The 20,219-nt window shown below is 63.8% G+C and carries 15 protein-coding genes and 3 pseudogenes; 5 read left to right on the top strand and 13 right to left on the bottom strand.

Going from position 1 to position 20,219, the window contains the following annotated elements:
• Positions 1–14 precede the first annotated feature (14 nt).
• The 5 genes and pseudogenes from BVER_RS02405 to hpsN form a co-directional block, all read right to left on the bottom strand.
• On the bottom strand, positions 15–356 hold the full coding sequence (locus BVER_RS02405; protein WP_050451928.1) for a VF_A0006 family four-cysteine protein: 342 nt from the start codon (positions 354–356) through the stop codon (positions 15–17).
• 99 nt (positions 357–455) lie between these two features.
• A complete protein-coding gene (locus tag BVER_RS02400; RefSeq protein ID WP_050451927.1) occupies positions 456–1,466 on the bottom strand; it encodes an alcohol dehydrogenase catalytic domain-containing protein in 1,011 nt (336 codons plus the stop codon).
• A gap of 19 nt (positions 1,467–1,485) precedes the next feature.
• Positions 1,486–2,862: an MFS transporter gene (locus BVER_RS02395; RefSeq protein WP_083452011.1), complete on the bottom strand. Its 1,377-nt coding sequence runs from the start codon at positions 2,860–2,862 to the stop codon at positions 1,486–1,488.
• Between the two features lie 21 nt (positions 2,863–2,883).
• A pseudogene (locus BVER_RS02390) lies at positions 2,884–3,636 on the bottom strand (SDR family NAD(P)-dependent oxidoreductase).
• Between the two features lie 43 nt (positions 3,637–3,679).
• On the bottom strand, positions 3,680–4,993 hold the full coding sequence (hpsN, locus tag BVER_RS02385) for a sulfopropanediol 3-dehydrogenase (RefSeq protein ID WP_050451926.1): 1,314 nt from the start codon (positions 4,991–4,993) through the stop codon (positions 3,680–3,682).
• 242 nt (positions 4,994–5,235) lie between these two features.
• Here hpsN and BVER_RS02380 point away from each other — a divergent pair, with 242 nt between their 5' ends.
• A complete protein-coding gene (locus BVER_RS02380; protein ID WP_050451925.1) occupies positions 5,236–6,279 on the top strand; it encodes a LacI family DNA-binding transcriptional regulator in 1,044 nt (347 codons plus the stop codon).
• A 4-nt stretch (positions 6,280–6,283) separates the two neighbouring features.
• Here BVER_RS02380 and BVER_RS02375 read toward each other — a convergent pair whose 3' ends face one another.
• The 5 genes and pseudogenes from BVER_RS02375 to BVER_RS02355 all read right to left on the bottom strand — a co-directional run bounded on the left by BVER_RS02375 (position 6,284) and on the right by BVER_RS02355 (position 11,617).
• Positions 6,284–7,555: a cation:dicarboxylate symporter family transporter gene (locus tag BVER_RS02375; protein WP_050451924.1), complete on the bottom strand. Its 1,272-nt coding sequence runs from the start codon at positions 7,553–7,555 to the stop codon at positions 6,284–6,286.
• Between the two features lie 107 nt (positions 7,556–7,662).
• Entirely contained in the window at positions 7,663–8,673 is a 1,011-nt protein-coding gene (locus BVER_RS02370) for an Ldh family oxidoreductase (protein ID WP_050451923.1), read from the bottom strand.
• Positions 8,670–9,977 carry a C4-dicarboxylate transporter DctA gene (gene dctA, locus BVER_RS02365; protein WP_050451922.1) on the bottom strand — a complete coding sequence of 436 codons (1,308 nt, stop codon included), beginning with the start codon at positions 9,975–9,977 and terminating at the stop codon, positions 8,670–8,672. The genes BVER_RS02370 and dctA overlap by 4 nt, the downstream gene beginning before the upstream one ends.
• A gap of 136 nt (positions 9,978–10,113) precedes the next feature.
• A pseudogene (locus BVER_RS02360) lies at positions 10,114–11,289 on the bottom strand (UxaA family hydrolase).
• Positions 11,290–11,347: 58 nt separating this feature from the next.
• Entirely contained in the window at positions 11,348–11,617 is a 270-nt protein-coding gene (locus tag BVER_RS02355) for a UxaA family hydrolase (RefSeq protein ID WP_050451961.1), read from the bottom strand.
• A gap of 249 nt (positions 11,618–11,866) precedes the next feature.
• Here BVER_RS02355 and BVER_RS02350 point away from each other — a divergent pair, with 249 nt between their 5' ends.
• The gene (locus tag BVER_RS02350) at positions 11,867–12,622 is read left to right on the top strand and encodes a GntR family transcriptional regulator (protein WP_050451921.1); all 756 of its coding nucleotides are present in this window, start codon (positions 11,867–11,869) and stop codon (positions 12,620–12,622) included.
• A 2-nt stretch (positions 12,623–12,624) separates the two neighbouring features.
• Here BVER_RS02350 and BVER_RS02345 read toward each other — a convergent pair whose 3' ends face one another.
• Positions 12,625–13,368, bottom strand: a complete 744-nt coding sequence (locus BVER_RS02345) for a GntR family transcriptional regulator (protein ID WP_050451960.1) — start codon at positions 13,366–13,368, stop codon at positions 12,625–12,627.
• Between the two features lie 30 nt (positions 13,369–13,398).
• Positions 13,399–15,036 (bottom strand): GMC family oxidoreductase, encoded by a 1,638-nt coding sequence (locus tag BVER_RS02340; RefSeq protein ID WP_050451920.1) that lies wholly within the window; start codon positions 15,034–15,036, stop codon positions 13,399–13,401.
• 138 nt (positions 15,037–15,174) lie between these two features.
• Between BVER_RS02340 and BVER_RS02335 the strand changes: the two genes are divergently transcribed.
• The 3 genes and pseudogenes from BVER_RS02335 (at position 15,175) to BVER_RS02325 (ending at position 19,228) form a co-directional block, all read left to right on the top strand.
• A complete protein-coding gene (locus BVER_RS02335; RefSeq protein WP_050451919.1) occupies positions 15,175–16,344 on the top strand; it encodes a mandelate racemase/muconate lactonizing enzyme family protein in 1,170 nt (389 codons plus the stop codon).
• A 35-nt stretch (positions 16,345–16,379) separates the two neighbouring features.
• Positions 16,380–17,762 carry an MFS transporter gene (locus BVER_RS02330; RefSeq protein WP_050451918.1) on the top strand — a complete coding sequence of 461 codons (1,383 nt, stop codon included), beginning with the start codon at positions 16,380–16,382 and terminating at the stop codon, positions 17,760–17,762.
• 21 nt (positions 17,763–17,783) lie between these two features.
• A pseudogene (locus tag BVER_RS02325) lies at positions 17,784–19,228 on the top strand (NAD-dependent succinate-semialdehyde dehydrogenase).
• Here BVER_RS02325 and BVER_RS02320 read toward each other — a convergent pair.
• Entirely contained in the window at positions 19,200–20,165 is a 966-nt protein-coding gene (locus BVER_RS02320) for a LysR family transcriptional regulator (protein WP_083452010.1), read from the bottom strand. The pseudogene BVER_RS02325 and the gene BVER_RS02320 overlap by 29 nt on opposite strands.
• Between the last annotated feature and the right edge of the window lie 54 nt (positions 20,166–20,219).

The raw sequence follows: 20,219 nt of genomic DNA, 5'->3' as shown, positions 1-20,219 counted from the left end.
TGGCGGCTCCTCGGTTATCGTTGATTCGCGCAGGACGAATAGACCAGCTGGGCGGCATAGTCGTTATCGACGCCGGGAAGCGAGCGAAGCAGGCAGACGTAGGCCTGCTTGTCTGCCTCGCGCATCATGCTTCCTTCATACCAGACCTTCTGGCAGCCGTTCTCCATCATCTGGACGGCGGCGACGCGGCGCGTGCCGCGCATCGCGGCAATCACGCATTGATGATAGCCCGCCGTTTTGTCCTCGAATCCTTCTTCGGCCGCTGCAGGGCGTGCGTGCACGGAAAACATCGCCGTGGCGCACGCTGCGGCCAGTGCCGGCATCGACAGCCGACGAAAAACCATGTTCGTGTTCATTTCCCTACCTCTCTCGCTTTTTATTTCTCGTTGACGCGGAAACGGAGTGTAGGGATCGACAGTTAGAAAAGAATGAGCGGCGCCCGGCGTGTGATTTGCTCAGACGGTTTCGGGAATCAGCAGGATCTTGCTCGACTTCGCGCGGCCCGCATGCAGATCCGCGAAGGCTTGCGCGCCCTCCGCGAGCGGCCGATATTCGAGCCGCGTCAGCGCACCGAACGCGCCCTCGTGCAAGGCGCCGACGGTCGCGCGCAGATCGGCCATCGTGTAGGTGTAGGTGCCGAGCAGCGTGATTTCGGCGAGCGTCAGTTTGCGCATGTCGATTTCGCTCGACCAGTCCTGCAGGCCGATATGCATCACCACGCCGCCCGGCTTGATCGCCGCGAGCGCGCTGTTGCGCGTGACTTTCGCGCCGACGGCATCGATCACGCAATCGAAGCGGTTCGGTTCCGCGTCGTGCTCCAGCGGGCTATAGGTCTTGCACTTCGCTTCGTGCTCGGCGAGCGCGCGGCGGGCGGCGTGCGTTTCGGCAATGGTCACGTCGCGGCATCCGTAGGACTTCAGCAGCAGCGCGCAAAACAGCCCGATCGCGCCGCCGCCGACGATCAGCGTCCGGCATTCCGGCAGCGGGCGGCTCAACGCGCGCATCATCAGATTCACCGCGTGCAGCGCCGTCGCCGCGGGCTCGGTGGCGGCGGCCACGTGCGCGGGCATATCCGCCGGAATCGCGACCAGGCTCGACGCCGGAATCGACATGTAATCGGCGAACGCGCCGGGACGCGTCATGCCGACCATCGTCCGATGCGCGCAGAGGTTGTCGCGGCCCTGCACGCAGTATTCGCACGTGCCGCAGGTGATCAGCGGATTGCCGGTGACGCGCGTGCCTTCGCGCCATCGCGCGTCGCGGCTTTGCGCGATGATGCCCGCGAACTCGTGCCCGAGCACCAGTCCCGGCTGGCGACGCGGATCGTGGCCGTGATACGCGTGCATATCGGAGCCGCAAATGCCGACGGCTTCGATCTTCAGCACGACTTCGCCTTCCCCGGCGACGGGTTCCGGCCGGTCTAGCAATTGCATTTCGTTGGGTTGCGTGTAGACGAGCGCTTTCATGTGAGGGTCTCCGGATGGTTCATCGAACCGTGTTCGTTTCGCGCGCGCGAAGGCGCTCGCAACGCGGCGATTTGCGATGCCGCGCAAGCCAGACGCAGCTCAGCGCGCTGATGGTTCCCGCCGCCAGCACGTAGGCGCACAGGAACCAGGGCTTGCCGCCCTGAATGCCGGTGAGCCAGGTCGCGGCCACGGGCGTCAGACCGCCCGCGAACACGCCCGCGAACTGATAGACAAAGGAAATGCCGCTGTAGCGCACATCGGGTTCGAACGCTTCGGAGAACAGCGACGACATCGTGCCGAACACGGCCGCGTGAAACACGCCGAACGGAATGATGATCGCGATCCACACCGGCCACGCGGAACCGTTCGAGCCGTGCATCAGCATGAAAGCCGGATACGCTGACAGTCCCGCGAGCAACGCGCCCATGCCGTAGACGAGCGGCTGGCCGATCTTGTCCGACACGCGGCCCCAGAACGGAATGAAGAACGTCATCACCGCCGCGCCGAACACGACGCCGAGCAGCGCCGTCGTGCGCGGAAAATGCAACGTCTCGGTGAAATAGTGAATCGAGAAGACGCCGAACACGTTGAAGAACACGCCGTCGATCACGCGCGCGCCCATGCAGGCCAGCACCGTGCGCGGATACTTGCGGAACACGTCGGCAATGGGCAGCGTATCGCGCTTCGTCTTCTTCGCCTTGTTGAAGTCGTCGGTTTCGGCGACGTGCTTGCGCATGTAGAACGTGACGATCACCAGCACGCCGCTCGCGATAAACGCCGCCCGCCAGCCCCACGCGAGAAACTGGGCATCGTCGAGCGTGAAGGACAACACGGCGACCACGCCCGATGCCAGCACCAGCCCGAGCGACATGCCGATCTGCGACAGGCTCGCGTAAAAGCCGCGCTTGTCCGCCGGCGCCGATTCGTACGTCATCAGCACCGCGCCGCCCCATTCGCCGCCCAACCCGATTCCCTGCACAATCCGGCAGACCAGCAACAGCAAGGGCGCGGCAATGCCGATCGACGCATACGTCGGCACGAGTCCGATCGTCACGGTCGCGCCGCCCATCAGCAGCAGCGTGAGCATGAGCATCTTCTTGCGGCCGAGGCGATCGCCGAAGTGGCCGAAGATCACGCCGCCCACCGGCCGCGCGACAAAGCCGAGCGCGAAGGTCGAGTACGCGAGCATCGTCGAGACGACGGCATCGGTCTGCGGAAAATACAGCCGGTTCAGCACGACGCCCGCGACCACGCCGTAGAGAAAAAAGTCGTACCACTCGATGACGGCGCCGAGCACGCTGGAAAGCGTCACGGCCCTGAGGTTGTCGGAACCCAACGCGGTGCGGCCATGCAAGGCATCGCTCGCGCCCTGCGCGTGACTGTCCTGTATCAACATGCTTGTCTCCGCCGATGTCGATCAACGTGCGGTGTATCCGCCATCGATCATGATGGTTTGACCACTGATATAGCCCGATGCGTCGCTGGCGAGGAACACGGCGAGGCCGTCGATGTCCTCGAGCCTGCCGTTGCGGCCGAGACAGGTCTGTTCGGCGTGACGGCCGGCGAGCGCTTCATCGGCGAATACGGATGCGGTGAGCGCCGTCGGAAAAAAGCCCGGTCCGATGGCGTTGCACGTAATGCCGTGACGGCCCCATTCCTGCGCGATCGCGCGCGTGAGCTGCACCACGCCGCCCTTGCCCGCGCCATACGGCGCGCTATTCGCGAACGCGCGATACGACTGCAGCGACGCGATATTCACGATGCGTCCCCACCCGCGCGCCTTCATCTGCGGCGCGAGCGTCTGCGTGAGAAAGAACGGCGCGCCCAGATGCAGCGCGAGTTGCGTGTGCCACGATTCGGGCGTGACTTCGGCGAACTGCTACCGCAGATTCACGCCCGCCGCGTTCACCAGAATGTCGATGCGTCCGTTCAGCGCGAGCGCGTCTTGGCCGCACTGCATCGCAGCTTCGGGCGTGCCGACGTCGGCCACGATGCAATCCGCCGCGATGCCCTGCGCCGCGAGCGTCGCGGCGGCATCGCGCAATGCGCCTTCGCGGCGCGCGGCCAGCACGACGCGCGCACCGGCGCGTCCCAGCGCGCTCGAGATTGCAAGACCGATGCCGGCGTTACCGCCGGTCACGAGCGCGACGCGTCCTTCCAGACTGAACATGCTTGCGAGTTCCATCGTTCGCTCCTTCTCGAATGCGCGGCGTTCAGACCTGCACCGCGTCGCCCTTTTCGAACTGCTCGTTCGGGAAATACTTCTTCAGGCGATCGTCGGCCGTGCGCGCGTGCGCTTCCATGCCTTCGAGCCGCGAGATGCGCGCGGTCACTTCGCCGATGCGTCGCGCCGCATCGCGCGTTATGCGCTGCCACGTCAGCGTCTTGACGAACTTGTGAACGGAGAGGCCGCCCGAATAGCGCGCCGCGCCCTTGGTCGGCAGGACGTGGTTCGGGCCGCTCGTCTTGTCGCCGAACGCAACGGTCGTTTCCTCGCCGAGGAACAGCGAGCCGTAGCAGGTCAGCTTGTCGAGCCACCAGTCGAGCTCGGCGGCATGCACTTCGAGATGCTCCGACGCATAGCGATCCGACACCTCGACGACTTCCTCGCGCGTATCGCAGACGATCACTTCGCCGTAATCGCGCCACGCGGCGGCGGCGGCATCGCGCGCGGTCGGCGGCAGATCGTCGATCAGGCGCGGCACCAGCGCCATCACTTCGGCAGCAAGGGCCTTCGACGTCGTGAAGAGCCAGGCTGGCGATTCATGGCCGTGCTCGGCCTGCCCGACCAGATCGCTCGCGACGATGGCCGGATCGGCGGTTTCGTCGGCGATCACCGCGACTTCCGACGGACCCGCGAACACGTCGATGCCGACCTTGCCGAACAAGGTGCGCTTCGCTTCCGCGACGAACTTGTTGCCCGGACCGACGACGACATCGGCCGGCTTGCCCGTGAACAGCCCGTACGCCATCGAGGCAATCGCCTGCACGCCGCCGAGCGTCATCACGACATCCGCGCCTGCTGCCTTGAAGCCGTACAACACATACGGATGGATGCCGCCGCCGCGAAACGGGCTCGAACACGCGATCACCGTCTTGACGCCCGCGGCCTTCGCGGTCGCCACGCCCATATATGCCGACGCGATATGCGCGTAACGGCCGGCGGGCGCGTAGCAGCCGACGACATTGACCGGAATCACGCGCTGCCCCGCCGTCACGCCGGGATGCAGTTCCACCGAAAAATCCTCGATCGAGCGGCGCTGCGCGACGGCGAAGTCGTGCACCTGCTTCACGGCGAAGTCGATGTCGTCGCGAATATGCTTCGGCACCTCGCGCGCGCGACGCTCGATCTCCTCGCGCGGCACGATAATCTCGCCGTCCCAGCGGTCCAGCTTCTTCGCGTACTCGCGCACCGCCGCTTCGCCGTTCGCTTCGATTTCGGCCAGCATGTCCGTGACGACCCGCTGCGTCGTGGCGGTTTCGGTCTCCGGGGTTTTGGTGGCTTTCTTCAGATAAAACACCGTCATGGCTCCGCTCCTGAATGGAAAACTGTCTCGATCCACCCGAAATGCAAGCGCTTGCATTTCATGTTCAAAAATAAGCCGGATAGCGTCCGGCTGGTCTGAATCGCTGCGCCCCTTCGATGCAAGCGCTTGCATTTATAATAGTGAAACCTCGCCGACGATGAATCGGTATTCATACCTAGAAGCTTTCCAGCCGCGCCGATGTGATGCTTGGCGCGGTAATCCGACGATGCAAGGCATCCTGAATGAACGACAGCACTGAAGGTCGTCCCCGGCTTTCCGATGTCGCCGCACTGGCCGGCGTGTCCACCGCGACGGTCTCGCGCACCTTGTCGAATCCAGACAAGGTCAAAGGCGATACGCGCGATCGCATCATGCAGGCGATCGCCCAGCTCGGCTACGTACCGGATGGCGCGGCCCGCGCGCTTGCGCTGGGACGCGCGCGCATGGTCGGCGCGATCGTACCGACGCTCGACAACGCGATCTTCGCGCGCGCGGTTCAGGGACTGCAAAGCACGCTGTCCGGCGCGGGATATCAGCTGCTGATCTCCGCGCACGAATACAGCCTCGCATCCGAAACCGAAGCGACGCGCGCGCTGCTCGAGCGTGCCGTCGACGCGCTGGTGCTCGTCGGCGCCGAACACGCGCATGAAACGTGGGACATGGTGCGCGCGAGCCGCATTCCCGTGCTCATCACATGGACCAATGCCGCTGCCGCCAGCGAAATTCTGACCACGACCGCGCCGCTGATCGGCTTCGACAATCGCCTGATCGGCACGCTGGCGGCGGAACATCTGCTGTCGCTGGGACACACGACCTTCGGCATGATTTCCGGCATGACGCGCTATAACGATCGCGCGCGTCACCGGCTCAACGGCTTTCGCACGGCGCTCGCGGATGCCGGCGTGCGTCTGCCCGACGCGAACGTGATCGAGCAGCCGTTCGACTTCGACGGCGGCCGCGCCGGACTCAAGCATCTGATGCAACTGCGTCCGCGTCCAACTGCCGTGTTCTGCGGCAACGACGTGCTCGCGCTCGGCGCGTTGTTCGAAGCACAATCGCTAAATATAAGGATTCCGGAACAATTGTCGATTGTCGGCTGCGATAACCTGCCGATTTCATCGCAGATCACGCCGGGACTGTCCACTGTGTTGCTGCCGACCTACGAACTCGGCCAACGCGCGGCGCTCGCGCTGCTCGACTGGCTCGACACGCAACGCCCGCCCGCCGATGTCTGTTTGCCGATCGAACTCGTCGTGCGCGGCACCAGCGGCCCCGCGCCCGCTTAAGTATTCATCGCGTCACGACTTTGGGCGGCATGCCGAGCGTTTCGCGCATGCAGACGTCGTCGCGCTGACGCTCCCAGTGCGCGACAGCGACGGTGGCCACCACATTGCCGATCATATTCGTTGTCGCGCGAATCTCGGCGATAAAGCGATCGACGCCCAGCACAATCGCCGCGCCTTCGATCGGAATATGCTTGAACGCGGCCAGCGTCGCGAGCAGGCAGATGAAGCTCGCGCCCGCCACGCCCGCCATGCCGCGCGAGGTCAGCATCGAGATGCCGACCAGCACCGCCTGTTCCGCCACTGACAACTGAATGCCGAACGCCTGCGCGATAAACACCGCGCAAATCACCTGCGTGACGCAGGTTCCCGCCAGATTGAACGTGTAGCCCATCGGCATGACGATGCCGACGACGCCGGTCGGACAGTCGAGCGCTTCGAGTTTCTTCACGAGTTGCGGAAACGCGGCTTCGGACGATACGGTCGCGATCACCAGCAGAATCTCGCCGCGAATGTACTTGAGCAGACGCCACAGACTCACATCGCACATCAGGCAGATGCCGCCGAGAATCAGCACGATATACGCGAGCGTCGCAGCATAGACCGTGACCAACAGCATGAACAGCGAGTTCATCGTGCCGAAGCCGAACTTGCCGACCGCATACGCCATCGCGCCGAATGCGCCGATGGGCGCGAGCCGCATCACGATACGCACGACGCCGAACAGCGCGCTGCCGACGCCTTCGAAGAACTTGTACGCCGTCTCGCCCGTCTTGCCCGCATGCGACAGCCCGATCGCGAACAGCACGGAAAACAGCACGAACTGAAGCATGTCCGCGTTCGCGAACGCCGACACCGCGCTATCGGGAATGATGCCGAGCAGAAAACCCATCACGCCGCCGGATGCGTGCATCGAACGTTCATAGCCGTTCAGCACGCTGGCATCGATGGAACTCGGCGTGAGATTCATGCCCGCGCCAGGCTGAATGGTGTTGACGGCCCACAAGCCGATCAGCAGCACGATGGTCGTCGTCAGCTCGAACAGGATGATCGATTTGCCGCCGATGCGCCCCATCGCGCCCGCGCCGCCCATCTCCTTCGCGCCGAGCACGATCGTCACGAAGATCAGCGGCGCGGTCACCATCTTAACGAGCTTGATGAATGCCGTGCTCAACGGCGCGACGCTTTGCCCGACATGCGGAAAGTAATGGCCGAGCAGCGCGCCGGCGACGATTGCGATGAGAACCTGCACGTAAATCTGACGAAAGATCTTGCGCATGCTTGTCTCCGGGCGTCTCGAAGGAGGCCTGTTTTTGTATCGCTGGGGAAGGAGCTTGCCGGTTGTTGCTTATCCTGTTCGTTCGTGTGATCGTGATCGGCTCTGCTTCAGAGCGCGTCGGCCCGGTCGTTGGCGAGCGTCTTCAATTGTTCGAATAATTTACGATTCAACGCGATGCCCGCGCTTGCGCTGGCCGCCGCGATCTCGTGCCGCCGATAGCCGGGCAGGCGCACGTCGTCATCGACGAGCATCAGTTCGATGAGCGTTTCGATGCGCTGCTGATAGACGCGCGAGCCCGCCAGCGCATCCGGATCGAGCAGCCAGAACAGATGCCCGACGCGCGAACGCGGTCCGTCTTCGGTGAGAAACGAGCCCGCTTCTGAACCGAATTGCGCGCCCGATAGCGCCGCCGCCAGCAGTTCCACCATCAGCGCGAGCACCGCGCCTTTCGCGCCGCCGAACGGCAGCATCATGCCGTCGAGCGCGGCGCGCGCGTCGGTGGTCGGCTCGCCGTCGATGGTCGTAGCCCACCCTTCGGGAATCGGCTTGCCGTCGCGCACCACGTGCGAGAGCGACAGATCGATCATCAACGGTTCCGCCTTCGCGCGCGGAAACACGGCAGCGATCGGATTGGTGCCGAGCAAGGGATGCTTGCCGCCCCACACGGGCATCGAGCCCGGCGCGTTGCTGAACGCGAGACCGACGAGCCCTGCCTTGCCGACCGCTTCGAGGTGATACGCGCCCGCGCCGAAGTGATGACTGCGCGTGACGCTCGCCGCCGCCGTGCCGAAGGTGCGCGCGCGTTCGATGCCGGTCGAGATCGCCAGCGCGCAGGCATCGAACGCGAGGCCATCGGCGGCATCGACGAGAAACGCCGCGCCCTTGTCGCGCACGATGGCGGGCACCGCGGCGGCATCGACGCGGCCGTTGCGCAATTGCGCGAGATACATAGGCAAGCGCGCGACGCCGTGCGACGAGAGGCCGCGTGCATCGGCGTAGACCAGCGCGTGCGCGGTGGCGTCGGCAGTGGCGGCGGTCGCGCCCGCTTCGAGCAAGGCGCGGCGCGCGAGCGAGTGCAGTGTGGCGGGCGAAAGAACGATATCGTCGGTTACGGTCATTTCTGCATATCCTGCGCGGATTCGATCAACATGCGGCTTTCCTCTTTCAGGGCAGCGCGCGGGTCCGCGAGTATGGCACGCGCCGTCTCGACATCGAACACGCCTTCCCAGCGCGCGACCACCAGCGTCGCCACCGCATTGCCGATCATGTTGACGAGCGCGCGAATCTCGTTGAGCACGCGATCGATGCCGATGATCAGCGTGATGCCCGCCACCGGAATGATGTTATGCGACGACAGCGTGGCCGTGAGCGCCACCAGCGCCGTGCCCGCGACGCCCACGCCGCCCTTCGACGTCAGCAGCAAGATCGCGAGCAAGACGAGTTGCTGCATCAGCGTGAGATGCGTGTTGGTCGCCTGCGCGATGAACAGCGAGGTCATCGTCAGATAAATGGCCGCGCCGTCGAGGTTGAACGAATAGCCGGTCGGCAGCACGAGGCCGACGACCGACTTCGGGCAACCGAGCCGTTCGAGCTTTTCCATCAGACGCGGCAACACGGATTCCGTCGTCGACGTGCCGAGCACGATCAGCAATTCCTCGCGCAAATAGCGCAGCAGCGACCATAGACTCACGCCCGCCCAGCGGCAGGCGGTGCCGAGCACGAGCACGACGAACACAATGCTCGTCACGTAGAAGCACAGGATCAACAGCCCCAGTTGCTGCAACGCGCCGATACCGTATTTGCCGACGGTGAAGGCAATCGCGCCGAATGCGCCGAGCGGCGCGAGCCGCATGATCATCTCGACGATACGCATCAACGCGTCGCCGAGTTGTTCGATGCCTTGCGCCAGGAACTTGCTGCGCTCGGACATCAGCGACAAGGCCACGCCGAACAGCACTGAAAACAGCAGCACCTGCAACAGATCGCCGCGCGCGAACGCGCCGACGACGGAGTTCGGCACCAGTTCTTCCAGCAGGCTCTTGTTTTCCGCCGAATGCACTTCGGTAACGAAATGCGAAACCGCGCCGGGATCGAGCGTCTTCGGATCGATATCGAGACCCGCGCCCGGATGCACGACATTCGCGACGATCATGCCGATGACCAGCGCAATGGTCGTAACCACTTCGAAGTAGAGAATCGTCTTGAAGCCGACGCGTCCGACCTGCTTCAGACTCTCCATGCGCGCGATGCCCACGGACACCGTGCAGAAGATCAGAAGCGTGATGAGCATCTTGATCAGACGGATGAAGGTATCGCCGAGCGGCTTGAATTGCACGCCGAGTTTGGGCGCGAAATAGCCGACAAGAATGCCGGCTGTCAGGCCGATCAGGACCTGGACGTATAGATGCTTGAGCACGCGCAAGATGGTGTCTCCTCCACTCGCTGCTGCCGGATGTCGACGGGCGCGCAACCCGGTTCGCGCCGTTTCTGTGACGGCTGTCGAACCGGCGCGCGCACCGGTGTCTGGTTTGCCTCTGATGCCTTGTGTGCTCGCGTGCTTACGCGCTTTCGAACAGACGCGTCAGCACGAACTCGCGATGGCCGAGCGTTTCGGCCGACGTCCAGCGGCCGTTGGCGGTCGCGAGCATGCATTCGAGCAGCTTGTCGCCGGTTTCGTCGAGGTTCTGCTCGCGTTGCAGCAGACCCGATACATCGACGTCGATATGCTCGCCCATCGTGCGAACGGTGCGCGGATTCGCGCAGATCTTGATGACGGGCACGATCGCATTGCCGATCACATTGCCTTGGCCGGTGGGGAAGAAATGCACCGCGAAGCCCGATGCCGCGCACAGCGTCACCATTTCGGCGGCGGCGGACGACGAGTCCATGAACCACAGCCCCGCGTGCGTCGGCTCTTCGGCCTTGTCGAGCACGACGTCGACCATGCACTTCTTGCCGATCTTCTGAATATTGCCGAGCGCCTTTTCCTCGATGGTCGTGAGGCCGCCCGCGATATTGCCCTTTGTTGGTTAAGATTCCGAAATATCGTCGGTCTTCCAGCGATTGATCATGTCCTGATAGCGATCGAACATGAACTGGAAGCGCTCGCGCACGCTGTCGTTCGCGCAGCGCGCCGCGACTATCTGCTCGCCGCCGGTCAGCTCCGACGTTTCGCCGAACACGAGCGTGTTGCCGAGTCCGTAAAGCTTGTCGAACGCGTTGCCGACGGTCGGATTCGCGCCGCAGCCCGAGGTCGTGTCCGACTCGCCGCACTTGGTCGATACCTACAGTTCGCTGATCGGACATTCCTCGCGTTCGAGCGTGGTCGCGTACTGGACCATTTCCTTCGCGGCCTTCGATGCGCGCATGATCGTATCGTGATCGCCGTGCAGTTCGATGCCGAAGCCCATCACCGGCTTGCCCGACTTCGCGATGCCGTCGACCACGCGTTTCGTCCAGCCTTCCTCGATGCCGATCACGATCACCGCCGCGACGTTCGGGTTCGAGCCCGCGCCGATCAGCGTGCGGAAATGCAGGTCGAGGTCCGCGCCGAATTGCAGACGGCCGTAGGGATGCGGAATCGCCATCGTGCCTTTGATCGCGGCTTCGACGGCCATCGCGGCGGCATTGGACAGATCGTCCACGGGAAGAATGATGACGTGGTTACGCACGCCGACGCGGCCGTTTTCCCGGCGATAACCGCGGAAAGTAGTGTCCAGTTGAATCACGCTCATGATGTCTCTCTCGATGTGGGGTGAAGGTGCTCCGATCCGACTGATCTGACGGCGCGGCTTACCAGCGCTTCGTCTTGATGTTGTGCACGTGCGCGTGCTCGCCCGCCGTGATGGGCGCAACGACCTTGCCGATATCCACGCCGTACTTGAACACCGTGTCGCCGACCTTCATGTCCTTGAGCGCGACCTTGTGACCGATGGGAATGTCCTGCTTCGCGGGCACCGTGACGATTTCGTCCTCGTCCATGATCCACGCGTTCAACTGCGATCCCGCCTTGATGCCCTCGACTACCGCGACGCCGACCGTGTCCTTGGCTTCGTGCAGCACGATATGGATCGTCCTGCGTTCGCCCGCTTCCGCCTTGGCTGCACCGCTTGCTCCCGCTGCTGCGTAACTCATGTGCTCCTCCTTTTGGTGATGGTCCGAAAGGCCGGCCGACACGGCCTGCGCCTGTCCGTTGAAATGCATAGTAGGCGTCGATATCATCCATGCCAACTAACTCATCTATATGTGTTACATGTTTGCGCCGCACGGGTACAATCGAGGCACGTTCAGAGAGAAGTCGAGGGAGGCGCGATGAGCACAGTCACGGCCATGCCGGTCGGTCCCGGCGGTACGCGATACAAGGAAGTCAAGGAGGCGATGCTGGCCGCGCTCACAGCGCAGGAATGGAAAGGCGGCGAGGTGATTCCGTCCGAGAAGAAGCTCGCAGAACGCTTCGGCGTGTCGATCGGCACGCTGCGAAAGGCCATCGACGAGTTATGCGCGGAGAACATCCTGATCCGGCATCAGGGGCTGGGCACCTTCGTCGCGCAGCATCGGCGCGACCGGCATTTCTTCCGCTTTTTCCGCGTGGCGCGGCGTGACGGCGACCGCGCTTATCCGGTCGTCACGCTGGTCAACTTCAAGCGCGCGAAGTGTCCGCCGGCCGTCGCCGCGCGCTTGGGGATCAACGATGGCACGCGTCTGTTCGTCTTCACCAATGCGCTCGCGTTGCACGACAAGGTCGTCGTGGTCGATACGGTGATGCTGCCCGAGACGAAGTTTCCCGGACTCACCGAAAGCATGCTGCGCAGCCGCCCAAATACGCTTTACAACTTCTATCAGGATGCATTCGGCATCAACGTGACGGGGACGGACGAACGCCTGCGCATCGCGCGCGCGAGCGAACTGGAAGGCAGGCTGCTGGAACTGGAGACGGGTGCGCCGGTGCTGGAAGTGGAACGGGTCGCGTATTCGATCAATCAGAAGCCGGTCGAATATCGTCTGACGCACATCAACACGGAAGAATACGAGTACGTCGCGGGGACCTTCAAAAGCGGCGACGTCTGAGCTTATTTCTTGCGCAGCGACGTGCCGCCGAGATCCATTTCGACGCGCACCACGTCGCCGCGATACACCACGTCGGCGTAATAGATCACCAGCCCGTCGCGATCGTTGAACACGCGTTCGACGCGCGCGATCGGCGAATCCGCGGGCACGCGCAACAGCCGCGCGGTTTCGGCATCGGCGCTGCCGATGGTCAGCGTCTGATGCGCCTTCGCGATCGGACACGGCTTCAGGTCCATCAGCAGCGGAATGACCGTCTGCGTGCGAAAGCGCTCCGGCGATGTCGAGAAAATCCGCTCGTCGAGATAGAGCGAGATCACGCAATACAGCGCGCCATCGGTGGAATGCACGCGCTTCATGTGCGTATAAGCGGGCGCGAGCGTGCCGAGCGACGCGCCGACCGCGGGCACGCGGCTGTTTTCATCGACGGTGAGCAGTTCGGGCGTGGTCGAGCGATACATCTCCGCCAGTTCCTGCAGATTGGTCACCACCTGCACCGGTTTGATCGACGGCGCCGCCGCCGACACGAACGTGCCGCGCCCGCGCTGCGGCGTGAGCGCGCCTTCGGTCATCAGCAATTGCACCGCTTGCCGCGCCGTGACGCGCGCGACATCGAATTCTCCGGCGATCTGTTCGAGCGTCGGAATCAGCTGGCCTTGCTGCCACACGCCGCGCGCAATACGGTCGCGCAGCGCATCGGCGATCTGAAGATAAAGCGGGATGGGACTCGCCAGCGAGGCACGTGTCATTGTCAGCATGTCTGGACTATAGAACCTCTACTATAGTGCCTCGGCCAGCGCCGGCGCGGAGATGCGTCCCTGAACCAGCACCGCGCCCTTTTCGCCGATCATGATCGCGGCGGCGTTGGTGTTGGTCGAAATCATGTTCGGCATCACCGATGCATCGATCACGCGCAACTTGTTGACGCCGCACACGCGCAGTTCCGAATCCACGACCGATGCATCGTCCGAACCCATGCGGCAGGTGCCAACCGGATGGAACACCGTGCCGCCCTTCTGCCGCGCGAACGCTTCGAGTTCGGCGTCGCTGCGCAAACCCGTGCCCGGCAAATGTTCTTCGCCCGTCACGAGCGAGCGGAAAGTCGGTTGATCGTAAATCTCGCGCAGCAGTTTGAGACCGGCGACGAGTGTCTTCACGTCCTTCGTTTCGCGCAGATAGTTCGCGTGGATCAGCGGCGGCGCAAACGGATCGCCGCTGCGCAAACCGACCGTGCCCGCCGATTCCGGCCGGCATTGCGTCGCGGATGCGGAAAAGCCCGAGAAGCCGTGCAGCGGGTCGCCGGGTTTATCGACGGAAAGCGGCATCACGTTGAAGAGAACGTCCGGACGGCCGCCCTGCGCGTGCTCCGTCGCGACGAGTCCGCCGACCTGCCCCGCGCCGACCGTCAGCGGCCCGCGTTTGCCGAACAGCCATTGCGCGCCCATGCTGGCGAGCTTGAGCGGATTGCGCACGTCGTCGTTGAGCGACATGCGATGCTTCAGCTTGACGATGACGCGCGCCTGATAGTGATCGCGCAGATTGCGCCCGACTTCCGGCGCATGCACACGCGCGCCGATGCCATGTTGCTTCAGCAGCGCGGCATCGCCGATACCGGATAGTTGCAGCAGTTGCGGCGATTGCAGCGCGCCCGCCGCGAGCAGCGTTTCGCGTTCGGCGCGCGCCGTGTGCGTCGCGCCGTCGAGCACGTATTCGACGCCGGTCGCATCGTCGCCGTCGAACAGCACGCGCGTCACGTGAACGCCGGTCGTCACCGTCAGATTCGGGCGATGCATCACCGGATGCAGAAACGCGGTCGCCGCGCTGCATCGCCAGTGTCCTGCGATGGTCAGTTGATACGGACCGAGGCCGTCGTCCTTTTCGCCGTTGAAGTCCTTGGTGCGCGAGAAGCCCGCTTCCTGTCCCGCGCGCAGCCACGCCTCGCAATAGGGATGATCGTTGCGCAGGTCGGAGACACCGAGTTCGCCCGACGCGCCGTGATACGCCGTCTCGCCGCCCGCGTATTTCTCCGAGCGCTTGAAGAACGGCAGCACGTCCTTGAAGGACCAGCCGCGCGCGCCGAAGGCTTCCCAATCGTCGTAATCGGCGCGCTGGCCGCGAATATAGAGCAGCCCGTTGATCGAACTCGATCCGCCGAGCACGCGCCCGCGCGGCCAGACGATATCGCGCATGCCGGTGGTCGCTTCCTTTTCCAGCTTGAATTGCCAGGAAAAACGCGTGTCGTAGATGCTGCGGAAATAGCCGACCGGCAGCTTCAGCCAGAAATGGCGATCATTGCCGCCCGCCTCCAGCAGCAGCACGCGGCAGGCGGGATCGGCGGACAGCCGGTTCGCCAGCACGCATCCCGCCGACCCCGCGCCGACGATGATGTAGTCGTAACCGTTCTGTTTATTCTGCATGGCGTGTCTCCTTTGACCTGATTGTGAACCGATGCGCCGTCAGGGAAAGCCCGCACCAATCCCGATTGCCAAGTTCTAAAACATGGTAGTACTATAAACCATACTTTATAACTTTAGAATAAACCGAGGAGGCAGGCAATGACCGAAACGCGACGCGGAGCGTTTCCCCGGCTGGACACGCACGGCATCGAGCCGGTTGCCATCGAGCGCGTCGAGGCGTTCGTGTTCCGCGCGCCGATTGCGACGCCGGTACGCACATCGTTCGGCACGATGACCGACCGCCCCGCTGTATTCGTGCGCATCACCGATTCGGACGGCGTGCAAGGCTACGGCGAAGTCTGGTGCAATTTCCCGTCGGTGGGCGCGGAGCATCGGGCGCGGCTGGTCGAGTCCGTGTTCCGGCCGATGCTGATCGAGCATCCCGTCGTGCATCCCGCTGATACCTTCCACATGCTCACGCAGCGCACCGAAGTGCTGGCGCTGCAATCCGGCGAGCCGGGACCGTTCGCGCAGGCGATTGCAGGCATCGATCTGGCGCTGTGGGATTTGTGGGCGCGCAAGGCGAAGCTGCCGCTGTGGCGTTTGCTCGGCGGCGCATCGGGCGAGATCGAAGTCTATGCGAGCGGCCTTAATCCGGTCGGCGCGGAAGAATTGGTGCGCGAAAAAGCCGCCGAAGGCTATCGCTCGTTCAAGCTGAAAGTGGGCTTCGGGCGCGAGCGCGATCTCGGCAATCTGGCGAGCCTGCGCGAGATCATCGGCGACGCATGCACTTTGCAGGCCGATGCGAACCAAGCATGGGATTTGCCTGCCGCCATGGAGATGTCGCGCGAATTTGCATCGTTCGATCTCGGCTGGCTCGAAGAACCGCTGCGCTGCAATCGTCCAGTCGCGGAATGGCGCGCGCTGATCGAGCAATCGCCGGTGCCGATCGCGGGCGGCGAAAATCTGGCGGACGCGGAGAGCTTCGCGACCTTTATCGAACAACGCGGCTACGACGTCGTACAGCCCGATGCCGCGAAATGGGGCGGCATCTCCGGCTGCTGGCCAGTGATTCAGGCGACGCGCGCGGCCGGTTTGCGCTACTGCCCGCATTACCTCGGCGGCGGGCTCGGCTTGCTCGCGTCGGGCCATTTGCTCGCGGCGGCGGGCGGCGACGGCATGCTCGAAGTCGACGCCAATCCGAATCAGCTGCGCACGCTGCTGTGCGGGCCGATCGCGACACCGAAGGACGGGCGCGTGTCGCTCGGGGAAGCGCCGGGCATCGGCATCGTGCCGGCGCTGAACGAACTGGAAGAACGCATCGGATAAGCGTCACCAACAGATAAAGCACAGGAGACACACACATGGATCGGTTAGTCGTCAAATCGGCGCAGGACATCGAGCGGTTCGTCGATGCGCACCCTTCGGACAAGCGCACGCTGTTGCTGACGCTCGTCGCGCTCGGCGGCATCTTCGTCGATGCCTACGATTTCGCGAGCCTGGGCGTCGGCATCGTGCAGTTGCGGCAGGCGTTTCATCTCACGCCGACGGAAGTCGGGCTGATCACCGCGATCATGGCGCTGGGCGCGTGTCTGGGCGGCATCGTCGGCGGACGGTATATCGACCGGCTCGGGCGCTTCAAGATTCTGATCATCAACGTGGCGCTGCTGGTGGTCGCGGCCATCGGCGCGGCGCTGTCGACGAGCTTCGAAATGCTGCTCGGCTTCCGCTTGCTGATGGGCATCGGCGTCGGTCTCGACTTTCCGGTCGCGCTTTCGTATGTGGCGGAGATCGTCAACAAAAAGTCGAAGACGGCGAGCGTCGGCGCGTGGCAAGTGATGTGGTACGTCGCGGCATCGTGCAGCGGTCTCGTCATTCTGCCGTTCAATACCGACGTGTTCGGCGATCATCTGTGGCGCTTCGCCATCGGCTTCGGCGCGATTCCGGCGCTGATCATTCTGATGGCCCGCTACTTCTTCGCCGATGAAAGCCCGCGCTGGGCCCCGCACAATCTGCCGCTCGATCAGGCCGCGAAAATTCTGGAAAAGACGTACAGCATCAAGGTCGATTTGCAGCCTACGGGCTTCGCGGAAAAGCGCGAAGAACGGCAGACGCTGTCCGCGCTCTTCAAGGGCAAGTATTTGCCGCGCACGATTCTCGCGTCGGCCGTGTGTATCACGCAGGCAATCGAATACTTCTCGGTCGGCTTCAATATTCCGTCGATGTCGCAAGCCATCTTCGGCAATTCGATGGAGAACGCGATTCTTGGCGCGGTGTGCTTCAACGTGTTCGGCATCATCGGCGCGGCTCTTGGCGCGAAGTATTCGGGCAAGGTCGGCGTGCGCCGCATGTCGATGTTCGGCTACTGCATCGTCGCGGTCAGCCTGCTGCTGTTCGGCACGATGCACGCGCATCTGAGCCCCTACGTCATGGCGATTCTGCTCGCCGCGATGATCTTCGGCCACTCCATCGGTCCAGGTCAGGGCATGACGCTCGCGACGCTTTCGTACCCGACCGAACTGCGCGGACTCGGCTCCGGCTGGGGACAAGGCATGGCGCGCGGCGGCAGCATCTTCGGCTTCTTCCTGTTCCCGATCATCATGGCGTCCGCCGGCATGGCGACGACGCTGCTGTATATCGCGGTGGTGCCGGTCGTCGGCCTCGTGATCGCGCTGATGATCAACTGGGATCCCATCTACGAAGACAACGAGGCGATGCCGAAGGTCATCTCGACATCGCGTACTTAACTCTCAGGAGCGTTGCAGGCAATGGCTGCAGAACATTCGAATCACGCATATCCCGATACGCTGCTGCATATCGGCGGCGCATGGTGCACGACCGGCCGCGCGCAAACCGTCGTCAATCCGGCGACGGAAGAGACCATCGGCCAAGTCGCGCTCGCGGATGAACGCGATCTGGAAGAGGCCGTGCAAGCGGCCAGGCGCGGTTTCGCGGCATGGCGCAAGACGTCCGCGTTCGTGCGCACATGATGCGCAGCGCAGCGCATCATGTGCGCACGCGTGCGGAAGCCATCGCCGTCATGATGACGATGGAGCAAGGCAAGCCGCTCGCGGAATCGCGACTGGAAACGCTGGCCGCCGCCGACACCATCGAATGGTTCGCGGAAGAAGCGCGGCGCACCTACGGCCGCGTGATTCCCGCGCGCGCCGATGGCGTCACGCAGATCGTCACGCGTGAGCCGGTGGGTATCGTCGCCGCGTTCACGCCGTGGAATTTTCCGCTGAATCAGGCGGTGCGCAAGGTATCGGCGGCGCTGGCGGCGGGCTGTTCGATTATCCTTAAGGATCCTGAAGAAACGCCCGCGAGTTGCGCGGCATTAGTGCAGGCTTTTGTCGATGTCGGTCTGCCCGAAGGCGTGCTCAATCTCGTGTTCGGCGTACCCGGCGATGTATCGAGTTATCTGATCGCGCATCCTTCGGTCGCCAAGATTTCGTTCACGGGATCGACGCAAGTCGGCAAGTTGCTCGCGTCGATGGCGGGCCAGCATATGAAGCGCGCGACGATGGAACTTGGCGGCCACGCGCCCGCCATCGTCTTCGCGGATAACGACATCCCGCGCGCGGCCAAGCTGCTCGTCGCCGCCAAGTTCCGCAACGCGGGGCAAGTGTGCATATCGCCGACGCGCTTTCTCGTCGAAGAAAAAGCATGCGAGGAATTCACGCGTCATTTCGTCGATGCGGCGCGCGCCCTGGAAACAGGCGACGGTCTACATCGGGGCGTGACGATGGGACCGCTCGCCAACGCGCGCCGCGTGGACGCGATGGAGCGGCTCGTCGCAGATGCGCTCGGCCACGGCGCGAGCATCGCGCTCGGCGGCAAGCGTCCGAACCGGCGCGGCTTCTTCTTCGAGCCGACCGTGCTGACCAACGTGTCCGTCGATGCGCGCATCATGAACGAGGAACCGTTCGGCCCCATCGCGCCGATCGCGACCTTCCGTTCCTACGATAAAGTCATCGCCGAAGCGAACCGTCTGCCGGTCGGACTCGCGGCCTACGCCTACACGCGCGATGCCGCCACACTCGGCGCGCTGTCGCGCGATATCGAAAGCGGCATGATCTCGCTGAACCATCACGGTCTGGGCTTGCCGGAAGCGCCGTTCGGCGGCGTGAAGGAATCCGGTTACGGTTCCGAAGGCGGCACCGAAGCGATGGAAGCGTATCTCGTCACGAAGTTCGCGTCGCAGTTGACGTAAGCGCCGCTCGTTCGGCATCAGGCCGCGTGCGCGCGGCCTTTTCGCGTTTGACGGGCGGCACGTCGTCGCGCTGACACACGAGATCGACCAGCGCGCGTCCGCTCGGCGACAGCGTGCGCTCCTTGAGCCACACCATATGCAGTTGCCGTTCGATATGCATCGCAACATCGATCGTCCTGAGCAGGCCGCGCTGCAACTCGTCCTTCACGCTGAGCACCGACAGATACGCGAGCGAGCGATTGGCGCGCAGCAGCCGCTTGATCGCTTCGGTATCGCTCACCGACATGAGCGGCTCGATACGCAGATTGCGCTGCGCATACGCATCCTCGACGATCGCGCGTGTGCCCGAGCCCGGCTCGCGCATGATCACCGCGCGGTCGGCAAGATCGGACGGATCGACCTTCTCGCCGCACATCGGATGATCCGCCGCCGCCGTCACCGCGATCTCGTCGCGGCCGATCGGGCACGCATGCAAAATGGAATCGTCGAACGGGCCTTCGACGAAGCCGAGCGTGAATTTCAGCTCGCGCAATCCGGCTTCGACGCTCTCCGTGTTGGTCACCGTGAGATCGACCGATACGCGCGGATGCTGCGCCGAAAATCGCGCCAGCAGATCGGGCACGAGATAGACGCCCACCGTCGCGCTCGCGCCGATACGCATATGCCCCGCGTCGAGTCCCGCGAGTTCCTTGAGCTGACTCTGCGCGGCATCGGCGAGGGCGAAGATCTTTTCGGCGTAATCGAACAGCATGCGCCCCGCTTCGGTGAGCGCGACGCCGCGCGGCAGGCGATCGAACAGCGCGAGGCCGAGACGGTCCTCGAGTTCGCGAATCTCACGCGTGACGGCGGGCTGACTCACGCGCAGCCGTTCGGCGCCCGCGCTGATGCCGCCCGCTCTCGCGACTTCGTAGAACGCGTACAGATGCGTGAAGTTCATCGGTCGGTCGTATGTGCGTCGAAAGGCTCGATTCTGCGCTGATTTGCTTTCGGC

Source organism: Candidatus Burkholderia verschuerenii (assembly GCF_001189365.1).
GTDB lineage: Bacteria > Pseudomonadota > Gammaproteobacteria > Burkholderiales > Burkholderiaceae > Caballeronia > Caballeronia verschuerenii.
Note: the sequence above shows the minus strand (reverse complement) of the source record. Positions and strands in the feature narration are given on the sequence as shown.